This window comes from Massilia haematophila, from assembly GCF_042647645.1.
GTDB classification, from domain to species: domain Bacteria; phylum Pseudomonadota; class Gammaproteobacteria; order Burkholderiales; family Burkholderiaceae_D; genus Telluria; species Telluria haematophila.
In genome coordinates, this window is record NZ_JBHRVV010000001.1 from 2,709,375 (window position 1) to 2,727,456 (window position 18,082).

17 protein-coding genes and 3 pseudogenes are annotated in these 18,082 nt (G+C 54.9%); 5 read left to right on the plus strand and 15 right to left on the minus strand.

Going from position 1 to position 18,082, the window contains the following annotated elements:
* Positions 1-171: 171 nt before the first annotated feature.
* Positions 172-600: a hypothetical protein gene (locus ACFOPH_RS12090; protein WP_379735473.1), complete on the plus strand. Its 429-nt coding sequence runs from the start codon at positions 172-174 to the stop codon at positions 598-600.
* A 187-nt stretch (positions 601-787) separates the two neighbouring features.
* Here ACFOPH_RS12090 and ACFOPH_RS12095 read toward each other — a convergent pair whose 3' ends face one another.
* The 6 genes from ACFOPH_RS12095 to ACFOPH_RS12120 all read right to left on the minus strand — a co-directional run bounded on the left by ACFOPH_RS12095 (position 788) and on the right by ACFOPH_RS12120 (position 3,093).
* Positions 788-997, minus strand: coding sequence for a hypothetical protein (locus ACFOPH_RS12095; RefSeq protein WP_379681050.1), 210 nt, complete (start codon positions 995-997; stop codon positions 788-790).
* Between the two features lie 93 nt (positions 998-1,090).
* Positions 1,091-1,615: a DUF2812 domain-containing protein gene (locus ACFOPH_RS12100; protein ID WP_312487918.1), complete on the minus strand. Its 525-nt coding sequence runs from the start codon at positions 1,613-1,615 to the stop codon at positions 1,091-1,093.
* On the minus strand, positions 1,612-1,953 hold the full coding sequence (locus ACFOPH_RS12105) for a PadR family transcriptional regulator (RefSeq protein WP_312487920.1): 342 nt from the start codon (positions 1,951-1,953) through the stop codon (positions 1,612-1,614). The genes ACFOPH_RS12100 and ACFOPH_RS12105 overlap by 4 nt, the downstream gene beginning before the upstream one ends.
* A gap of 277 nt (positions 1,954-2,230) precedes the next feature.
* Positions 2,231-2,443: a diguanylate cyclase gene (locus tag ACFOPH_RS12110; protein ID WP_370662476.1), complete on the minus strand. Its 213-nt coding sequence runs from the start codon at positions 2,441-2,443 to the stop codon at positions 2,231-2,233.
* On the minus strand, positions 2,374-2,859 hold the full coding sequence (locus ACFOPH_RS12115; RefSeq protein ID WP_379735475.1) for a hypothetical protein: 486 nt from the start codon (positions 2,857-2,859) through the stop codon (positions 2,374-2,376). The genes ACFOPH_RS12110 and ACFOPH_RS12115 overlap by 70 nt, the downstream gene beginning before the upstream one ends.
* Positions 2,860-3,093 (minus strand): hypothetical protein, encoded by a 234-nt coding sequence (locus ACFOPH_RS12120; protein ID WP_312487924.1) that lies wholly within the window; start codon positions 3,091-3,093, stop codon positions 2,860-2,862.
* Between the two features lie 344 nt (positions 3,094-3,437).
* On the opposite strand from ACFOPH_RS12120, the gene ACFOPH_RS12125 reads away from it, so the two are divergent.
* A complete protein-coding gene (locus ACFOPH_RS12125) occupies positions 3,438-5,057 on the plus strand; it encodes a methyl-accepting chemotaxis protein (protein WP_312487926.1) in 1,620 nt (539 codons plus the stop codon).
* Between the two features lie 202 nt (positions 5,058-5,259).
* On the opposite strand, the pseudogene ACFOPH_RS12130 reads toward ACFOPH_RS12125, so the two are convergent.
* Positions 5,260-5,463: pseudogene (locus ACFOPH_RS12130) on the minus strand (RnfABCDGE type electron transport complex subunit B); the annotation flags it as partial.
* Between the two features lie 402 nt (positions 5,464-5,865).
* Positions 5,866-8,583 carry a PAS domain S-box protein gene (locus tag ACFOPH_RS12135; protein WP_379735477.1) on the minus strand — a complete coding sequence of 906 codons (2,718 nt, stop codon included), beginning with the start codon at positions 8,581-8,583 and terminating at the stop codon, positions 5,866-5,868.
* A gap of 388 nt (positions 8,584-8,971) precedes the next feature.
* On the opposite strand from ACFOPH_RS12135, the gene ACFOPH_RS12140 reads away from it, so the two are divergent.
* On the plus strand, positions 8,972-11,035 hold the full coding sequence (locus ACFOPH_RS12140) for a diguanylate cyclase (RefSeq protein ID WP_379735479.1): 2,064 nt from the start codon (positions 8,972-8,974) through the stop codon (positions 11,033-11,035).
* A gap of 249 nt (positions 11,036-11,284) precedes the next feature.
* Here ACFOPH_RS12140 and ACFOPH_RS12145 read toward each other — a convergent pair whose 3' ends face one another.
* On the minus strand, positions 11,285-11,518 hold the full coding sequence (locus ACFOPH_RS12145) for a hypothetical protein (protein WP_379735481.1): 234 nt from the start codon (positions 11,516-11,518) through the stop codon (positions 11,285-11,287).
* A complete protein-coding gene (locus ACFOPH_RS12150) occupies positions 11,511-11,849 on the minus strand; it encodes a hypothetical protein (RefSeq protein WP_379735483.1) in 339 nt (112 codons plus the stop codon). Before ACFOPH_RS12150 ends, ACFOPH_RS12145 begins: the two co-directional genes overlap by 8 nt.
* Positions 11,850-12,820: 971 nt before the next feature.
* On the opposite strand from ACFOPH_RS12150, the gene ACFOPH_RS12155 reads away from it, so the two are divergent.
* Both ACFOPH_RS12155 and ACFOPH_RS12160 read left to right on the plus strand, forming a co-directional pair.
* Positions 12,821-13,249, plus strand: coding sequence for a response regulator (locus tag ACFOPH_RS12155; RefSeq protein WP_379735485.1), 429 nt, complete (start codon positions 12,821-12,823; stop codon positions 13,247-13,249).
* A 459-nt stretch (positions 13,250-13,708) separates the two neighbouring features.
* Positions 13,709-14,515: a DUF2971 domain-containing protein gene (locus ACFOPH_RS12160; protein WP_379735487.1), complete on the plus strand. Its 807-nt coding sequence runs from the start codon at positions 13,709-13,711 to the stop codon at positions 14,513-14,515.
* A gap of 5 nt (positions 14,516-14,520) precedes the next feature.
* On the opposite strand, the pseudogene ACFOPH_RS12165 reads toward ACFOPH_RS12160, so the two are convergent.
* From ACFOPH_RS12165 to ACFOPH_RS12185, 5 genes and pseudogenes are all read right to left on the minus strand, one after another.
* Positions 14,521-14,673: pseudogene (locus ACFOPH_RS12165) on the minus strand (IS5/IS1182 family transposase); the annotation flags it as partial.
* A gap of 83 nt (positions 14,674-14,756) precedes the next feature.
* Entirely contained in the window at positions 14,757-15,287 is a 531-nt protein-coding gene (locus ACFOPH_RS12170) for a hypothetical protein (protein ID WP_379735489.1), read from the minus strand.
* A gap of 80 nt (positions 15,288-15,367) precedes the next feature.
* A complete protein-coding gene (locus ACFOPH_RS12175) occupies positions 15,368-16,297 on the minus strand; it encodes an IS5-like element ISJsp2 family transposase (RefSeq protein ID WP_258848426.1) in 930 nt (309 codons plus the stop codon).
* A 570-nt stretch (positions 16,298-16,867) separates the two neighbouring features.
* Positions 16,868-17,560: an IS6 family transposase gene (locus tag ACFOPH_RS12180; RefSeq protein WP_081925863.1), complete on the minus strand. Its 693-nt coding sequence runs from the start codon at positions 17,558-17,560 to the stop codon at positions 16,868-16,870.
* A gap of 73 nt (positions 17,561-17,633) precedes the next feature.
* A pseudogene (locus tag ACFOPH_RS12185) lies at positions 17,634-17,810 on the minus strand (IS5/IS1182 family transposase); the annotation flags it as partial.
* Positions 17,811-18,082: the final 272 nt, after the last annotated feature.

Genomic DNA, 18,082 nt, shown 5'->3' on the forward strand with positions numbered 1-18,082 from the left:
TATTCGAGGTGACCTTGAGTTAGCTCGCGGCTCTTCCGTGCTTTCTGCAGTCCTAGTCCAAACCGTTTGAGTAACACCACATGTACCTCCGCACAAAAGGTACGATGTACTCACGTCGAACACTTTAGGGCTACAATCTATAGTGTTCATTGATGACTTTCGGGGAAGCAGATGATTACGACGCATGAGGCTCATGAGGCACCGATGTTCTCAATAGGGCCTAGATTTTCGACCTGGCGTACTGCAACCCTTACTTTCGGAATGCCTTACGTCTTCGTCAACTATGGTCTAAAGGAAGGGCGCCTTTGGGTCTACCAGACCTCGATTCTTTGGGATAGCAACGACGTGCTAGATTTTTGCCGGCGTTTGAAAGCTAACAAGTTTGCAAAAATCGTTGATATTTCTGTGTTGGAACCTTTTAGACGGGAAAAAAAACAAACATGGCGTTGGACAAAGGTTCTGGAAGTTCGCTCGTATGAAGAGGATTCTGTAGAGCACCCAGTCTATATTAACGAGGCTGGTGAAGCAGTAGGGCTAACTCCAGAAGAGGCAAAGCGAAAAATGAAGCTGATCTGCAAGACCCCTCGCAATTCTGCTTGATGCACAGTGCTTGATCCGTGTTTACGGCGATAGGTAATTCGCCAACGCGGTCAAATGAGCTCGGCTCTTACGGGTAGCTCAACCTTTATGTGTCCCCCCGGGGATGCGTTCTTCACGAGTGTAAAGTTGGATATTCCAACAGTTCGTGTCTGCTTCCGACCCAAAGAGGACATTGCAGTTCCCTCAGTCAACCCTGCGGCTGTCGAATAGGTGTAAATGCAACCTCCGCCTTCGAGGTCGTATAGCCTTCGATAAACCCGCTTGAAATTTCTTCCATTGCGCCGGGTGCAAGCCATATAAAGGCCGCTATCGCAAGCAAGTCTCGGTTATTTTTTTTGAAGCCGTACACTAGAACGGCGGCCCCCGCCACGAAGTAAAACAGAGAAACTAAAAACATCCTGCCCCCTTCGATTTCAAAGTTAATTTTAGTTGGAGGCCACGCACCAGAGCCTCCGCTTCCGACTGCAAGTGGGCGAGCGACGACTAGGCGTTAGGAACTGATAGAGCGCAGCTTGCATATGCGCAGCAGCATGCGCCCAGTTGCAAACAGGGCAACGGCGATCAATACGACGTTGCGAACCATCAGCAGAGGCGTATCCCACGCACGTGCACCTTGGTCGATCAGCCCGAAGTAAAAGATTGACTGGCAGATAATGAGCACCCACAGCAGACGCTTATACTTGGCGACCTGCGATGCTGTGTCAGTAAAGATTTCCGGCGTGCGCGTGGCGTTCCGCGGGGTGCGCCACACATGCCAGCCAACCGAGCTGTCAACATGATCCCATCCGGCGTCGGCAAACAACTGAAGGTAATCTGCGGAGGCCTTCCATACGCGGAAGTCAAGGCGATAGGTCATTTCCGCCGGTTCGCCGCGCTTGAATACCCATCTAGAACGCAGGCAGTCGACGCGCTGCAAGTGCAGCCCTTGATGCGCCAATTCCTCCAGCCAACGGTCCAGTGCCTCGTCGTTGTCATCCAAGACGATCTTGAACTTAGTGACCAATTGATCGCTCATACTCCATTTTCCTTCTTCAAAAACGTAGCAGTTTCATTCCCGCTTCGAACCATGATGTTCAACCGGCGCAGTTGTTCGGCCAGCACGTCCCGCCCTCGGTCTGTCAATGCATAAGACTTACGGCGTGCTTCTTCCTTGACCATCACAATCAAGCCCTGCTTTTCCAAAGTGGCAAAGGCGCCGTATAGGGTGCCGGGCCCAATGACCACGGTGCCTTCGCTCATCACCTCGACCTTTTGCATGAGGGCGTATCCATGCAGGGGTTCGTTGAGGGCGACCATGATGTAATAGGTCGCTTCTGACAGAGGAAGGTATTTCAAGTAATCGTGCGTCGACATGCGTACTCCTCATTTTTTGCATTGGCACCCGATATATCTTTATTCGGTACATTGCATTCCGATATAACGAGTAACGATATAGTAGCAGAGTTAAGTTGCTTGTCAGCAAAAAATACCGCTGGTATTGGGGGAAAGACTTCGGGGATATTCCACAGGCCCATGACCGACACACGATGCGCGCCGAAGTCAGCGCTGTCTCAGCTGGGTTCGTCTTGTGAGGAGATCGTAGGGCGAATCAACGACTTGCGCGCTAGAGCTTTGAGCTACCGGTCGCAGCTTACGCCGATCGCCCAGTCAATGACGATATGTAAAGCTGACTTGCAGTGATGCGGCGCGAATGTCCGCTTTTGGCCCAGGCTGTGTAAAAACGCCACCCTAGGCGAAATCGCTGTGCGTCTTCGATTGTTTGCGCCACGGCTTTCAGAACCTCATCGCCAACCTCGTGACCATGCGTATCGTTAACGCGCTTGAAAAAATCAATTTCGAGCACGGCAAAGACGAGGTCGTGCGATAGCGCCGGACTGCAGAGAATGCCTGCGCGGCCTGCTGGGCCAGCCAGCTGCGGTTGTGGATGCCGGTCAGCGGGTCATACGTGGCGTCCTGGAGCAGCTTCGTTTCAACCGACAAGGCATGACTGCGAATGGCGACTGAAATGCGCATCTGCATGAAAGCCACCGCGATTGCGGAGCCGTGCAGGAGCAGGCCCCTCGCCAGCTCAGGCAAGGTGCATTGCACGACGCTGCACAGGATAAATAGTACACCCGGCGGTGCGATGACCATTGCAAAACGGCCGGACCCGTTGGCAATAAATGGAATCAGGAAAAGGCCGATGACGATACCCCCCACTCCCTCGACGAGACCGCCGTCGAGCTGGGCGGTTGCAAGGATGACGCCACTGGAGAACATCTAGTGTATCCACGCTGCTCGAAACTGCGCGGACCAGCTGGAAATGAGCGGCCAAAATCCTATTGCAGCCAATCCGGCAAACAGCACGCGGGTCATGCCCGATTGCAGTGAGTTTGCGGGATCGCGCAAGAGGTCCCACACCGAATAGACGATGAGCAGCGCGGCCAGTGCCGGTCCCAGGGCTGCGGAGTTGGCCAAGCGAAAAGAAGCTGTAGCCACGGCGGCTGCCAGCATACGCCTTCAAGGGTTCCATCCGGATTCCTGAAGCGGAAGTCATCAACGCCCTGCACGTGAATGGGGAGATTGATGCAGCGGTGCAGGAGCGTCGAATTTTGGAGTCGGTGGGCCGGAAGGCAAAGTAGGTGTCTCCCGAAAATCTCGTACTCTTCTAGCCCTTCTTGGGACACGCTGCCACGCCGTTGTTGCTGAGCTCACACATATATGTCTAAGGCAAAATTTATGCAGTCATTTCTATTGCCTGTAGGAATGTTCTTACGTAGACTCATGGTCTTGCCTTTAACGTTGGCGGTCGTCGACGTCCAACCCATTTCTGAGCAGCCTTCCACGAAAGTACTTGTATGAAACTCAGCCGTAAACTTCCTCTCTGCTTCGCAGCCGTCGCCTTGGTGGTGGCGTGCGCCGGTTTCTTCGGCCTGGCAGAGCTGAACCGTTCCATCAGTACCTACGAGGGGGCAGTGACCAGCTACAGCCACGCCCAAGGAGTCGAGACCCTGCAATCGAGCTTCAAGACCCAGATTCAGGAATGGAAGAATACGCTCCTGCGTGGCAAGGATGATGCCCAGCGCGCCAGGTTCTGGAAATCGTTCCAGGACGGCGAACGCAAGGTGGCCGACGAAGTGGCAAGCCTGGTCAAGGCGCTGCCGTCTGGCCAGGAGCGCGAGGTCCTCGAACAGTTCGCACAGGCGCACGCGCAGATGGGCCAGGACTACCGCAAAGGTTTCGAGCAATTCGAGGCCGCCGGCTTCGATTCGGCAGCAGGTGACAATGCCGTCAAGGGCAAGGACCGCGCGCCGTCCGAATTACTGGTGAAGGTACGCAAGCAGATCGTGGCCAAAACAGAAAACAATGTTGCGCAAGCTGCCGCGAGCAGCGAGCGCGCGACATCGCTGAGCCTGCTGGCCATGGTGCTGGGTGCCGGTGCCGCGATCCTCGCCGGGGTCGTTGTGTCGCGCTCGATCGTGCGGCCGATCGACCACGCAGTCAAGGTGGCACAGGCGGTCGCCGGGGGCGACCTGCGGGCCCGCATTGACGTGACATCGAACGACGAAACAGGCCAGATGCTCGACGCGCTCAAGACGATGAATGCCAGCCTGACGGGCATCGTGGCGAAAGTGCGCAGCGGCGCCGAGACGATCTCGGTGGCGTCGAGCGAAATCGCGCAGGGCAACCTCGACCTCTCGAGCCGTACCGAACAGCAAGCCAGCGCGCTGGAAGAAACCGCGGCATCGATGGAAGAACTGACCTCGACGGTGAAACAGAACGCGGAAAATACGCGCCAGGCAAACCAGCTGGCCGCCAGTGCCTGCGACATTGCGGTCAAGGGCGGCGACGTCGTCGAGCGCGCGGTGGGCACGATGGCATCGATCACGGAATCGTCGAAACAGATCGCGGACATCATCGGCGTCATCGAAGGCATCGCGTTCCAGACGAATATCCTGGCGCTCAACGCGGCAGTGGAAGCGGCCCGTGCCGGTGAACAGGGACGCGGCTTTGCCGTCGTCGCCTCCGAAGTGCGCAACCTGGCCCAGCGTTCGGCAACGGCGGCCAAGGAAATCAAGACCCTGATCGGCGCTTCGAGCGAGCGCGTCGAGGCCGGCAGCGTCCTCGTCAATGAGGCGGGCGCGACCATGAAGGAAATCGTCGCCAGCGTCCAGCGGGTCATGCAGGTCATGACCGAAATTAACGCCTCGACTTCGGAGCAGGGTGCGGGCATCGATCAGGTCAACCGTGCGGTTGCGGAAATGGACAGTGCAGTCCAGCAGAACGCCGCCCTGGTCGAGGAAGCGGCGGCAGCTGCCCAGGCGCTGAGCGAACAGACAATCGCCCTGAACCAGGTCGTGAGCGTGTTCAAGCTCGATGGCGATGCGCATGCGGCCAACGATCACCTGCCGGCACGAAGCCGCCAACCGGCGCGCGCCGCTGGTGCGGCCGGTGGCGGTTTGGTCCGGATCGCCTGAACGAAGCACCGCAGCCGGGGAAGCCCGGACCGGCTGCGTGCACAATCCGTCGCGCCCCGGGGCCCGGCGAATTTTTATCGTCAGCGCCGGCGCCGGAGAAGCATCCTGCGGTTCCGGCGCAATCAGCTGCTTGGCGCCAGCGTCTTTTCGCGGAACTCGCACAGGTCGTTAGTGATGCCGTTCCGGCAGTGCTGGACGGCCACCAAGCGGCCCAACCCATGGCTCGCCCGTCAACGGGACCATGCTAATGCAGTCGGCGGGTACGGCGCCAGGCACAGGTCGCACCCCGTGCACGGGCTCGGCACTATGGTATGCATCTGCTTGGCTGGCCGATAATCGCATCCACCGGATAGGCCTGGATGCACAAAGTGCAGCCGATACAGAGCGATTCGTCGAGACGCTTTATATCGCACATTACCGGCAAAACCTTGCACGATCGTACAGGCAGAATGCCCGGTACCGGGCAAAATCTCGCACGATCCGTGCAAGGCAGTGCACCTCCTATTCGTGAAGTCTAGTCAGAAGTGCTCGGCCATGGCATTCAATCCATCTGCGAACACGGTCGCAATCTTAACACCCGCACTCTGCCCGCGTACGTCCGCTAACGACCCAAAGCAGACATAGTTGGAGAGGTCCATAGCAGCGCTCGCGTGTCTAAAGAGGCCATGGCGATTCAGTCCATAATCGCGCATGTGTTCAGTATTAATGTGCAAAACAGTGTTTGAAGAGTTGCACTTTTCGTTGAAAGCAGACACTACGTGTACCATTAGCAGAACAATCGTCGAGAATTAACCCGTGCTCTGTCTGCTCAGGAGGAGACGCGCCGCAGGACAGCAACGAGATGCTCTGGATCTACTGGTTTGATCAAGTGTTCGTCGAAACCGGCGGAGGCTGACTCTGCAAGGTCTTCCTTTCGGGCGCGTCCCGTCAATGCGATAAGAAAAGGTCTTGGTGAAATGAGCGTGAGCTGCCGTGCGACCTGGAGCCCGTCGGTACATGGCATGCCAAGGTCGAGAATGGCAACGTCAAATCGACGCTCGCTAAACATTTGCAGGGCCTGGTCTCCATCATAGGCTACTGCAACATCCGCACCACGGGCGCGAAGCAACAGAGCTAATGAGTCGGCTGCGTCGACGTTGTCATCGGCGACCAATATAGTCGTGTTCAACTTCGACGTTGCCGCGTCGTTCGTGGATGGAGCAAATGCCGCCTGCTGGTTAGCCGCCAAGGGTAAATCGAAGGTAAACGTGCAACCTTTGTTCTTCCCTTCGCTCTTTACAGTTAGCGTTCCGCCATGCAGCTCTGCCAGTCCCCGCGAAAGCGACAAGCCGATTCCCAGGCCTCCTTGTGCCAGGTGGCGCGCACTTCCCACCTGTACAAATGCTTCGAAGACGTGGGGCAACATTTTGGATTCGATGCCGATGCCGTTGTCACGAACGATGAACGCGCAGCTTTGGTCTGCCGCCTGCAACTGGACCTCGATTCGCCCGCCTGGCGGCGTGTACTTAGCCGAATTGTTCAACAGATTCGACATGATCTGTGCAATTCGCACCGGGTCAGCATTGACCCATATCGGTCCGTCCGGTAGTTTGACTTCGACATGGTGCCGTGCGGCCTCGAGAAGAGGCATGCTAACCTGAAGTGCCTCATGTACCAGGCTGGTCATATCTACCAGCTCTTTACGCAGTTGGATCTTGCCGCGACTGATACGCGATACATCGAGCAGGTCATCGAGCAAGCGCGCCATGCGAGTGCTCTGCCGACTGATCATCGAGGCGATCCACGTGACTCGCGCCGGATCTGCACCTTGACTTAGCAGAAGAGAAGCTGCGTTGGCGATTGGCGCCAAAGGATTGCGCAGTTCGTGCGCCAACGTGGCAATGAACGTATCCTTTCGCTGCTCGGCTTCCTTGACCTGTTCCATTGCCGTCTTGCGCTCGGTAATATCGAGAGCGAGGGAAAAGAGGGCGTCGACCTCACCCGATTCATCACGCAAGACCGAATTATGCCATTCGCATTCAATGACGCGCCCATCACGCGTGAGGTTGCGGTTCTCGCTTTTGATGTAGTTCGCTTCGCCGCTGATGAGCGCCTCCGCTATCGCGTGTACGGCCGGGATGTCATCTGGATGAACGAATTTCAGCGTATCGATCGACTTGCCGATTACCTCGGCAGCCGAATAGCCGAACAGCTCTTCTGCACGCTTGCTCCACCTGCGCACGATACGATCGCGATCCCATTCAACAGCAGTCAAGGGGGTGTTTTCCAGAAGGGCCTGCAGGCGCGCGAGGTAACGCTGCAGCGCCTGATCGGCCTGAATCCGCTCGGTAACATCATTGACGACGACAACTTTCGCTGCTAGGCCACCTGCGGCATCATGTATCGCCGTGCCACTTACCGAAACGACCCGCTTAGCGTCATCATCGAACAGTTCCATGATCTGACCTTCAAACGAGCCCTGGGCGCCGACTCGACGGGCCTGGGCGACGACCAGATCCATGAAACTGGAATTGCCATGGCCGCCCTCATTGCCCGTCGCGCGGGTACTGATAAGTGCCATCCCACGTTCATTGATGATGGGAGAGTCCCGGCTTTCATCGAAGACAAAAACACCCTCAGGCAGCTTGCGTAGAACTGCCGCGAGTAGTGTGTTGGATTTTTCGCGAACGCGGACCTCGATAATGCTGTCGACTGCCGCCCTAAGTCTCGCGTTCATGGTCAGGTTTTCCATGCCAAGAATGCCTAGCATCAGAATCGAGCCCAGCAAACTAGCCAATCTGCCGACATAAAACCCGAGGTCGAATGACTGGTTCTCGAACGAAGTCGCCAGCGCGACGTCGAAAATCCATGTCAGCATAGCCACGCTCAGCCATCCGTCGAGCAGCGTACAGGGCCGCTTTGCCAGCACTGCTGCAAACCCCCACAGTGAGATGAGGATAACAACGCTGATTCCAATTTCGTAGTTTGCCGCATGACGGTTCGCCGCTAGCGCAGGCACGATGGTATCGAGCCCGGAAAGAACGGCGACCCCGGCAACCGACAAGATAAAAACGAGCACGATCAGCTGGCGCCGGAGCAATGGGCCTGACAGCTCCATGCTTGTTAATGCATAGCCGAGCACTGCTAGAGAAAACGTGCCGTGCCAGATAAGGTAGAGCCAGTCGTTCAGCTGAATGCTCTCGCTAACCTCGGAAAAGGCAATGAGTTCCGGGAAAAGGAAGGTGTAGACGCAAGCGCACACAGAAGAGACAAAGTAACCAAAGGAAAGTAGAGAGACGGCGACAGAACGACGTAGTTGCAGCTGCCCCAGCAGGAGCAAGGCGGTAAGCAGGTTCGTGATTGCAAGCCCTACACTCTGCATCGCGATTGTGCCGAGTGCAGGACTGACAAGCTTTCCGACGTATGGGAGAACGGCGATATATCCGGCGATGCCCGCTGACAGGACAAGCACTATGACGACCCACTGGCTTTTTTGCAGCCTTCTGTTTGCGAGGTCTACCAAATCGGTCTCAATGCTAAGGGGCATGTCTGCTCTGTCGGTGTCGTGGGCGCGCTCGCGCAGTCGGAGAATGGCTCCTCAATCCTACAACAAAATCTTCCTTACAGTTGATCAAACGAAATAAAATTCGGTGTCGGGGGGGCTTGCTTCAGATGTCAACGAAAGAAACATACTGGACACATAAGCTATGCAAGGCTGCAACCAGCAGGCGTTTCGACACTGGCAGGAGCTGGCTCGTCAGGCGAGTTCAATATGCGCGCATGTCCGCGACGTCTTACCGACCGCGTGAAACGAAGAGTTAGGTTAATTGTCGTATCGACGCAAATTCGCCACATCATATAAGTTTCCACTGGGAAACTATCTTATAATAAATCCTAGGCGCCCGCAGAAGGGCCATTTATCAAGGCCTGGAACCATGTTGTATCGTCGCTATCAAATTTTTCCGCACTGTCGCGCCATTGCGGTGCTGGCCGTACTTCTTTGTGTAGGCGGACCAGCATTTGCTCAAATGACACCGCTGCGTGAGCGCTTGGTTGAGATTGAAGAAGTTACACGTATTTCGCCTCAGCGTGCTCTGCGTCAGCTCGACGAAATAAAGCCAGAGGTAGAGCGCGCAAGCCCGGCCGAGCAAGCCGCGTTTCTGAGCGCGTCCAGTGACGCCCTGCATCGTTCAGGACGAAATGCGGAAGCCATTGCACTGTCTGATCGTGCAATGAATATCGGTGCACGTCTTCACGACACCGACGTTATCGCACGTGCCTCTCTTGCAAAGGCTTATGCCCTATTTCGGTTAGACAAAGTCGCTGAAGCACATCGTCTTGTCTGGGAAGCCGAAAAACTTGCCAGCAACACCAAGGACGCCCGCCTTCGTGTTTTGCTGCTCATCGCATCTGGGGATTCATACGTTGACGAGGGCAACTTCACTAATGCACTCGAGAAGCTCCAGTCCGCCACTACGGTCGCACGCAACAGCGGTGATCCGCTGCTGGCCGTAATTTCACTGCGCTCGCTCGCGCTGTTGTATGACCGTATGCGCGAGTACGACAAGGGTTTCGCGTTGCTGGACGAAGCGGTGATTGCCGCAAAAAAGACTAACTCGCTTGGGCGTCTGGCGCTTCTGAAGAGCACTGAATATGCGCTCGCGATGGACTCCAATCAACTACCGCGTGCCTTGAAGGCTATGCTCACTGCCCTCCAGCTGCAGCGCAAACTCGATGCAGGTCCCTTGATTGGCGTCTCGCTGGTCAACTTGGCCGATTGCTATTTGAAACTGCATGACTACCCGAAAGCATTGTCGTATGCTCAGCAGGCGCTAGAGCAAGCGAACCGCTTCAATGACGAGCCCTTGGCTGCGACTGCACGCTTGAACATTGGCCAAGCTTATCTGCACATGGGACGTCGGCTCGAAGGGAAGAAATACATGCAGTTGGGCATGAACCAGTACGAGAAAGCGGGTAGTAAACCAGAACTGCAAATGGTAATGGGTGAGTATGCAGATGCCTTGGCAAATGCAGGGGATTTTCCCAGCGCGGTGACTGCTTACAAGCGTGAGCGCACACTGCTGAGCGAGCTTTTCGAGGAGCGCCGCCAGAAAGCGATGTCTGAGCTGCAGGAACGGTACGAGGCAGACAGCAGGCAGCGCCAGATCGAGATGCTGCGCAAGGAAAATCAAGTCAAGTCGGTAGAAATTGACAACCGTCGACTTCAGCAGCGTGTCTGGTGGTTGCTGGCAGTAGTATCCGCTCTAGTTTCGATCATTGTGGCAGCGCTGTATCGCAAAGTGCGCCAAGCCAACGCGCAACTCGAAACCAAGAATCAGGAGCTCAAGCAGCAGAGTGCTCGGGATCCCCTGACTGCACTGTATAACCGACGCCATTTCCAAGAGTTCATGCGCGGGCATCAGGAAATCGTTCAGCGGACTATGAGCTCCAGCGAAGACATGGTCAGCGCGATTTTCTTGCTTGACGTTGATCATTTTAAGACCATCAATGATACCCATGGACATGCCGCTGGGGATGCAGTGCTTAAAGAGATCGCTAGTTCAATGCGTGACATCCTGCGCGAAACAGACATGATCGTGAGGTGGGGAGGTGAAGAGTTCCTGGCTTTCCTGCCCTCAGTGCGTCGAGGAAGCCTGGAGGATGTCGCATACCGCCTGCTTACGGGCATTCCAGCCCGTTGCATTGATTACCAGGGCACTAAATTGTCAGTCAATGTATCAATTGGCTTTGCACCCTTCCCCTTGACGCCAGGTTCGTCGGCAGTTTCTTGGGAGCGAGCGATCAATCTCGTCGATATGGCGCTATACCTGGCCAAGGGACATGGACGGAATCGCGGATATGGCGTGCAGAGCTTCTGTGACGTTAACGATGCTGCGATGACAGAAATCGAGCTCGATATCGAAGCTGCGTGGAAGGCAGGGAAAATTGATCTTTTAATGGTTCACGGCGCCCCAATGCAGATGCTGTCAGTTGCATGAAGAGCATGCATACGCTTCTAAGCAGATGCGCGATAGATAGCAATTGAAATCGGCTGCCATGACTGACCTATACATGCTGCTCTTAGGTCAAAAACATATGTAGTAGGGCAAGGAAAAGATTAGCCCTATAGTCAAGCATTAACAACGAGAAAAAATTTGCGACTGAGGCTTTAGCGCGACCCCAAGCGCATTGGTACAGAACGCGATGACCTTTCGGATGTATCGCCAACACCATGACCTGCGACAGCTTTACACAGTTGAAGGTTTCCCTTTTGTCGGGTGTACCGGACTTAACAAAGGATTTTGTTCTAAGGAGTTCTGTCTTGTGCCACCTGATGTCTCCCCTAGGACGCGCATGGTAACGTCGAGCGGCACGCAGTGCTTGTCCATGAAACGTGCAACAGCCAATTTTCCGCTAGTTCTCATCATATGGATTGCAATATCGACTTTGAAGGCCGTAGCTTTGTCACGTCGTTCAATCATGTTCAGTTCCTCGCGGCGCCTTACTGATTACATACTGCTGATCAGACGCTGACCATGCTACCATTGGTAGCTTACTGCTGCCCAGTGCACAATAGCTGTCCATTCTAGGCAATGGAAGAGCTGCGTTGATCCGCCCCATTAAAAGCCCAATGTCTTCAGGATTCCTTGATTCATCGGTTAAACGCAACCACAAGCCGATAGCCCCACAAGCCTTAGCAAGCGCATCCTCACGTTGATGAGCGTCTGCAGCTCTGCGCATTTGGGCATCAACCTCGGCTAGTGTACAGCTCAGCAGATCACGATAAGTCCAATTAGGTTCGTTGTTCAACATCGTGCAGTCTCCTATGCTCTCATTGTCTAGCTCACTGTCTATTTTTGGACAACTACAGCCGGGTCACGTTATTTCAAATACGTAGGCCGTTTGTATGAGTCAACTTGCTTTTTGATTGTTCTTACAAAGCAAAGTAGACGATGGAACTTAAGTACTTTTAGCCTACGAAGGCACGCTTACATAACAAGTCAAAAATATCGTTGCAAAACCCGTGCAATTGCAGCAGGTAAAAATCTTTATCCAGCTGCCACATGGTTTTCGTACTCAGGGGTTGACTAGCAAGGCCGTTTAGCATCGGTAGAAACTGCGGCTCAACGTTGCGCGGCAGGGCGCGTTTACGGTTCCGAACTGTGGTGGAAATACAAAAACAGCATCCACAAGGCTGCAGCTACTTTCCGTTGGAAGCGCTAAGCCGGCATTGAAAAAAGAGGCAGTGATTCTTTTCAACCATCTGCCCCACAACGGAGAACCACCACTTTACCTCATGCGCTAGTGTTCGATCCTCACTAAAAGTCACAATTTTGTCAAACTTGTGTGATAGTTAGGTGGTCAAAAGGCAACCCGATCCAACGGCCAAGAGCGCGCTTAAAAGGTGATCATACCAACCACATCGTGTGGTACTTGATCACGCTCGAAAAATGAACCTGGACATCCAGCTACACCGGTTGCCAGCTGGGTTGTAGCTCAGCTAGCACACGGACGAGCGATTCTTTCGCCGGTGCGCCGATGTTTCGGTGCATTATGAAATGACCGTCCCGATGCCCCTCCTTCGTCGCTGTTGAAGCAAAGTCTGGCGCCTGTTCACTTGTTGGAATGAGTTAAAAACGAAGAGTGACTCTAGCGCAATCTCTCATAATGGAGAGTGAACAAGGATTGCTGTATATGCAATAGTAGCGCCACGTAAAAGTACGGCAGCGCAAGACTGTCACTTCATCTTCTGAAGTCTTAATACTTTGCGGAGTCCAAAAATTATGTCCTCAAAAATCGAGCTGCAATTGATGCTCATCGATTCCGATGTTGACTTACTGTTCCTCTTAAAAGCCTTGCTCGAGTTGACCGGTTGTAAAGTACAAACTGCCAAAAGTTACACCGAAGCTTTTGAATTGATTGAAGCAGGTACACCCGATGTTATCTTCACTGAACTTTTCTTGAACCAATTAACAATTCTCGAGTTGAGCAAGAAAATTCGATCGATGCCTCGTGCCAACGATACATTGCTTGTTGCGCTAACCGGTCACTACTACAGCGGCATAGCACAAGATGCTTGGACAGCCGGGTTTGACAGGTTTTTACTCAAACCAGTTCAATTTGATCAGATCCTAGTTATCCTAAGGCGTGTAGCAAAAATAAGTAGGCGCAATGTTGGCGAATCGGTCAGTCTGCCTAAGGCGGCTGCTTAATTGGCTAGCATTGTTCAAGCAAGGACCTTGTGCCGGTCATCATGAGGCGAATCGAGGACAAATATGAGGACTCGTTGAACGTTTTAATCGTAGCTGACTGTTTCAATGCCTATCACCATCGCTAGAACGCACATTGATATTGCTCAAGCTAAGTGTCGCCCACGGCAGGGAAGTCATTTGCCCATAAATAATAATTTCGCATACTGAGCAGACGTCCGGTTCTGGCCAATCTCGGCCCTTGATCTCAGCATAGCAGGTCAACATGGCCGAAAAATCGCAGACTGTCACGAAGGACCGGGTCCGACCCAGAGCGGACCTATCCGGTTAAGTCAGAGTTGCTTTGCGCGCAGCGTTAGGCACTGCAGTGCGGTGCTTACAGTCGGCGGCCTGCCTGTTCCCTGAACAATCCGCATCAACCCGTGGGTTAAACTAGCGTATTCAGATCTACCGACTTTACGCATGCTCTACAAGTACCTTAGCCCTGAGCGCATCGATGTACTTCAGAATCTCAAGATTCGTTTCACTCAGCCTTGCAGCCTAAACGACCCGTTCGAGTCCGCGCTGCTCATCCGGACGGATGCTTTCCAGACGTTTAAAGAGAACTTGGAGAGGGAAGCTGCGAACCTCGCTCCCAAAAGCGAACAGGACAGGCAGCTTCTCGAGGAAACCAAGGCCGAGTTGCTCGAGCAGGCAAAGCATTCCATGGCGCCGCACGCGGTTGGACGGGAACTAAGCGATTACCTGAACCGGTCGCAGGGTGTGCTGTCACTGTCGCGGACGAACGATAGCCTGTTGATGTGGGCGCATTATTGCAATTCGCATCGAGGATATGTGCTGGGCTTGGACGACACCCATCCATGGTTTTACCAACAGAACGGGCTCGGCGAATCTACGCGGCCGCACAACGTGATCTACACCTCTAGGCGTATCGCCGTTCAAGAGGATGCCGAGGATCTCTACGACAGACTGCTCTGCTACAAGTCCCTCGAATGGGCGTATGAGCAGGAAGTGAGAATATTCAGGACCTTTGGTGCGCATGACGAACCATCTGTCGACAACGACATCAACAAGGTACATCTCTTCGATATTCCAAAGGAATGCATCAAGGAGATCTACATCGGCGCCAACGCCGATTCCTCATTATTTAATGCGGTTTTCGAGGCCATCTTCCGCAAGAAACTGGACGTCAAGATTTTCGTGGCCTACGTCGACGACGAGCGGTACGCGTTGAATTTCCGCCCTATCGAGGACCATTCACCGGATTGAACGGCTCCTAGCCTTTCACGCGCCTCCACGCCGTATCGCGCAATACGTGCTGCGATGCCCCGTCGGCGCAGCCAAGCCCGATATGCACGTGAAGCGTAGGCCCGATCGGCATGCAACTTAGCTGGACGTTTGCGTGCACGGTTGCGAAGCCCCCTGATCTACAGCTGCCGAGCTCGCCACAATCTTCCCTCTCTCACTCAAATTCATGTTGTGTATAGCCGAGCCGCGGAGCTTGCGACGTTCATTGGGCGGCGATCGCCTCGATCCATTCCTCGCTCGTGATTTCCAAGCGCTTGAGGATATTCGCGGCGAGGAAGGCGGGAATTGTCGGATTGTTGCCGTAATGGTCGCCCAGTCGGAACGGCCGCTTGGCCTTGCGCAGCAACTTGATCTCTGAGCCTTTACCTTGAGCGATCTCAACACCGCAATATTCCAGCAGCTTGAAAAAGTATCGTCGTCGCAGCTGCGGCAGCCTGACGGTTCCCGTACTGACATCCTCGGCAAGTGCTGCGGGCGTCTCGACGAGATCGGCTTCCTGTGCGGGCTGCTGTCCATCCGATGCCCTGGCCAGCGATACATACAGCAGGGTTTCGTCCGCCGAGGCACCTATATCGACCTCCACTGGCTCGACATCGGTTCGGTCTAAGTAATAATGCTGAATGTTGAGGTAATCCTTGACCAGCTGCGCATGGACTTGCTTGAGTAGCCACCAGGACAGCGTCACCGCGGCTTCCGCGCCAAATACCTTGTCGAGCGTAAGCCAAGGATGCATCCACCAGCTGACGCGACCATCATATCGGCTTTGTTGAGCAAATCGAGTGAAGGCCGAGCTGACGCTGTTTGTAATCAGTTTTACAACACTGGGACCGTGACCGGGGTACCCAGCCGAGTGAAGCGGTTGAGCACGGCAGCGCGTATCTGCAATTCGGCCACCTGACGATCGAAGTCGCGTGCCATGACCCGTTCGCCCAACAGCTTGAAGCAGCGCATTTTGGTTTCGACAAGACTGCGCCGGTGGTAGCCGCTCCACTTTTTCCAGATCGCCCGACCCAGTCTGCGCGTCGTGTGCAAGATCTCGTTGCGTGCATCGGCACCGCAGCGGTTCGCCTTCCAGGGCTTGGCGTTCTTGCGGGTTGGGATGATGGCATGGGCGGCGCGCAAGGCGATCGCCTCGTGACAGTCCTTCGTGTCGTAAGCCCCATCGCCACTAACGCTGGCGATGGACTCGTCGGCTGGAATTTGATCCAGCAGCGCTGGCAGGACAGGCGCGTCGCCGATACTGTTGTCGGTTACTTCCATCGCCCGGATCTCGAGCGTGGACGCGTCGATCCCGAGGTGCACCTTGCGCCACTGGCGGCGATAGTCCGCGCCATGCTTTTTCGTCTTCCATTCGCCTTCGCCCAACATCTTGATGCCCGTGCTGTCCACCAGCAAATGCAAGCCTGTCGTAGTCGGCGTGGCGCCAATGGCCACCTGTAGTGTTTTTTGCCGCCGACTTACCGTGCTGTAGTCCGGCACCGGCCAATGAAGTCCAGCCAAGCGCAGCAGGCTTTGCGCCATGCCCATGGCCTGCCGTAATGGTAAATTGAAGAGGCACTTGATGCTCAGGCAGAACTGGATCGCCTCGTCGCTGAACGTCTGGCTGCGCCCGCGCTTGCCGCTCGGCTGGCCGTGCCAGTTCATCTTCGGATCAAGCCAGATCAGCAGCGAACCGCGTGACTTGAGGGCTTCGTTGTACGTCTTCCAGTTGGTCGTGCGGTACTTCTGTGGGGCTGGTTTCATCCGCTCAGGCTACCAGACCTGCGGGAGCTACGCTGGTCGAGCCTGATTTGCGCAACAAAGCCGCCCTCTTATGTACTTTGGTAAGGCCTGGAACCAGCGTGTAACAAGGATGGGTTCTACGTAGCAGAAAAGATTTGATGTGCGACAGCGATAGACCCCGACGCGGCTGATTTTTCAACTGGCTCAATGTCCGCTTCTGGCCGATAGCGGACGGTCGGAACTGCTCAGTGTACTCGGCTGTTGCCTGCTGAGCAACTACAGGGTTTTGTTAGGCGCTCTAAGTAACCGAGCTTGAAACAAGAGTGTCCGCTATTAACAGTACACTTCACCCACCTTTGGCCGACTCAATCAAGTGAACGTTTGTCGAAACTAGGTTCTCCCGCGCCCCGCCCGCTCTATGTGCCTGGTTTTCGTGACGTTGGAGCAACAACGTGAGGACCTGAACCTGATTTGCCAGCTTCTCGTTGAGCGCGCGTAGAGAGCGAATCTCCTCGCGATACCGATCCTCGACAGGTTCTGTCGCGTTGTTGATCAAACGGCGGAAATTGGCCGAAAACGGAGCTGCGCCCCTCACACTGGACGGACCACTCCTGCCATCGCAGAAAATTGGTCGGCGAACGACATCGCCTCGGCGCCGTCGATCTCGAACTGACCTTTGCGGATCATGTGAATCAGCTCAATTCCAGCCAGCACCGAACTGGCGGACCGGAACGATTTGAAGTTGAGCATCGGCCTGGTCACCCGCTTAATAGCCCGATGGTCCTGCTCGACGATGTTGTTGAGGTATTTGACTTGGCGTACCGCAATCCGGACGTCGCGACCAGCGTTGACCTCGTCGATCGCCGCCTTATTGGCACCACTCTTGTCCATCGCGATCTTGTCGGGATTGCCGTTCGCACCCATCGCCTTTTCGAAGAAGCGCTTCGCTGCAGGCATGTCGCGCTTGGCCGTTAGCAGGAAGTCGACAGTCTTGCCCTGCTTGTCGACGGCGCGGTAGAGGTATTTCCAGACCCCTTTGACCTTGATATAGGTCTCATCCATTCGCCAGCTGCCACCGACGGGGCGCTTGTATTTCCGGGCCATCTTCTCGATGAGCGGCAGGAAACGAACCGCCCACCGGTTGATCGACGAATGGTCGACCGACACGCCGCGCTCTTCCATCATCTCCTCGAGGTGCCGGTAACTCAGCGGGTAGGCTGCATACCAACGGATGCAGACCAGGATCACGTCGATAGGAAAACGCATCCCTTTGAAGTTGAGCATATCGATTCGTCCTGGGTTCGGGCGCCGCAGTTTACCCGATTGACCCGTCGACGTTCCCTAATGCGACAGAACCGGCAGGTCGGCCTGTCTTCGCCGGCGCCACCCGCGTAAAACCCATACTGGCAAGATCAAGCTCTTCGACAAAAACATCAACTACACGGACTGGATTATCTTCAGTCACGTAGTCGTCCAAATGCTCAGGCAGCAGCGTGCCTTGTCCGCGTTCTTCGCCTTCAATAAAGCGCTTCATTTGGGACCCTAGTGATGAGATACTTCCTCAACGTTTACCGGATCGGTTTCGTTTACATCGGCCTACGTTTTTACACAGCCTGGGCCGAGAGCCGACACTCAAAATGCTCAGTGAACGGGGGCATTGTCTCCAAAAGCAGCGGTCTTGTTGATTAATGTAAAGACGAGTCACTTCCGATTCGTGGAACCTGGCCCCTTGAGCAGTGGCTGTACTAAGCGGTCGTCTCGAGTCACGCCGTCACAGACTCATGCGATTTTACGGTGTCGGAATCT

Excerpts from the sequence above, each read along its gene's own strand:
- ACFOPH_RS12150 (WP_379735483.1), bottom strand. The coding sequence starts at position 11,849 with ATGTTGAACAACGAACCTAATTGGACTTATCGTGATCTGCTGAGCTGT.
- ACFOPH_RS12135 (WP_379735477.1), bottom strand. The coding sequence starts at position 8,583 with ATGCCCCTTAGCATTGAGACCGATTTGGTAGACCTCGCAAACAGAAGG.
- ACFOPH_RS12100 (WP_312487918.1), bottom strand. The coding sequence starts at position 1,615 with ATGAGCGATCAATTGGTCACTAAGTTCAAGATCGTCTTGGATGACAAC.
- ACFOPH_RS12140 (WP_379735479.1), top strand. The coding sequence starts at position 8,972 with ATGTTGTATCGTCGCTATCAAATTTTTCCGCACTGTCGCGCCATTGCG.
- ACFOPH_RS12125 (WP_312487926.1), top strand. The coding sequence starts at position 3,438 with ATGAAACTCAGCCGTAAACTTCCTCTCTGCTTCGCAGCCGTCGCCTTG.
- ACFOPH_RS12160 (WP_379735487.1), top strand. The coding sequence starts at position 13,709 with ATGCTCTACAAGTACCTTAGCCCTGAGCGCATCGATGTACTTCAGAAT.
- ACFOPH_RS12170 (WP_379735489.1), bottom strand. The coding sequence starts at position 15,287 with ATGCATCCTTGGCTTACGCTCGACAAGGTATTTGGCGCGGAAGCCGCG.
- ACFOPH_RS12175 (WP_258848426.1), bottom strand. The coding sequence starts at position 16,297 with ATGAAACCAGCCCCACAGAAGTACCGCACGACCAACTGGAAGACGTAC.
- ACFOPH_RS12105 (WP_312487920.1), bottom strand. The coding sequence starts at position 1,953 with ATGTCGACGCACGATTACTTGAAATACCTTCCTCTGTCAGAAGCGACC.
- ACFOPH_RS12180 (WP_081925863.1), bottom strand. The coding sequence starts at position 17,560 with ATGCTCAACTTCAAAGGGATGCGTTTTCCTATCGACGTGATCCTGGTC.
- ACFOPH_RS12155 (WP_379735485.1), top strand. The coding sequence starts at position 12,821 with ATGTCCTCAAAAATCGAGCTGCAATTGATGCTCATCGATTCCGATGTT.
- ACFOPH_RS12095 (WP_379681050.1), bottom strand. The coding sequence starts at position 997 with ATGTTTTTAGTTTCTCTGTTTTACTTCGTGGCGGGGGCCGCCGTTCTA.
- ACFOPH_RS12120 (WP_312487924.1), bottom strand. The coding sequence starts at position 3,093 with ATGCTGGCAGCCGCCGTGGCTACAGCTTCTTTTCGCTTGGCCAACTCC.
- ACFOPH_RS12115 (WP_379735475.1), bottom strand. The coding sequence starts at position 2,859 with ATGTTCTCCAGTGGCGTCATCCTTGCAACCGCCCAGCTCGACGGCGGT.
- ACFOPH_RS12145 (WP_379735481.1), bottom strand. The coding sequence starts at position 11,518 with ATGATTGAACGACGTGACAAAGCTACGGCCTTCAAAGTCGATATTGCA.
- ACFOPH_RS12090 (WP_379735473.1), top strand. The coding sequence starts at position 172 with ATGATTACGACGCATGAGGCTCATGAGGCACCGATGTTCTCAATAGGG.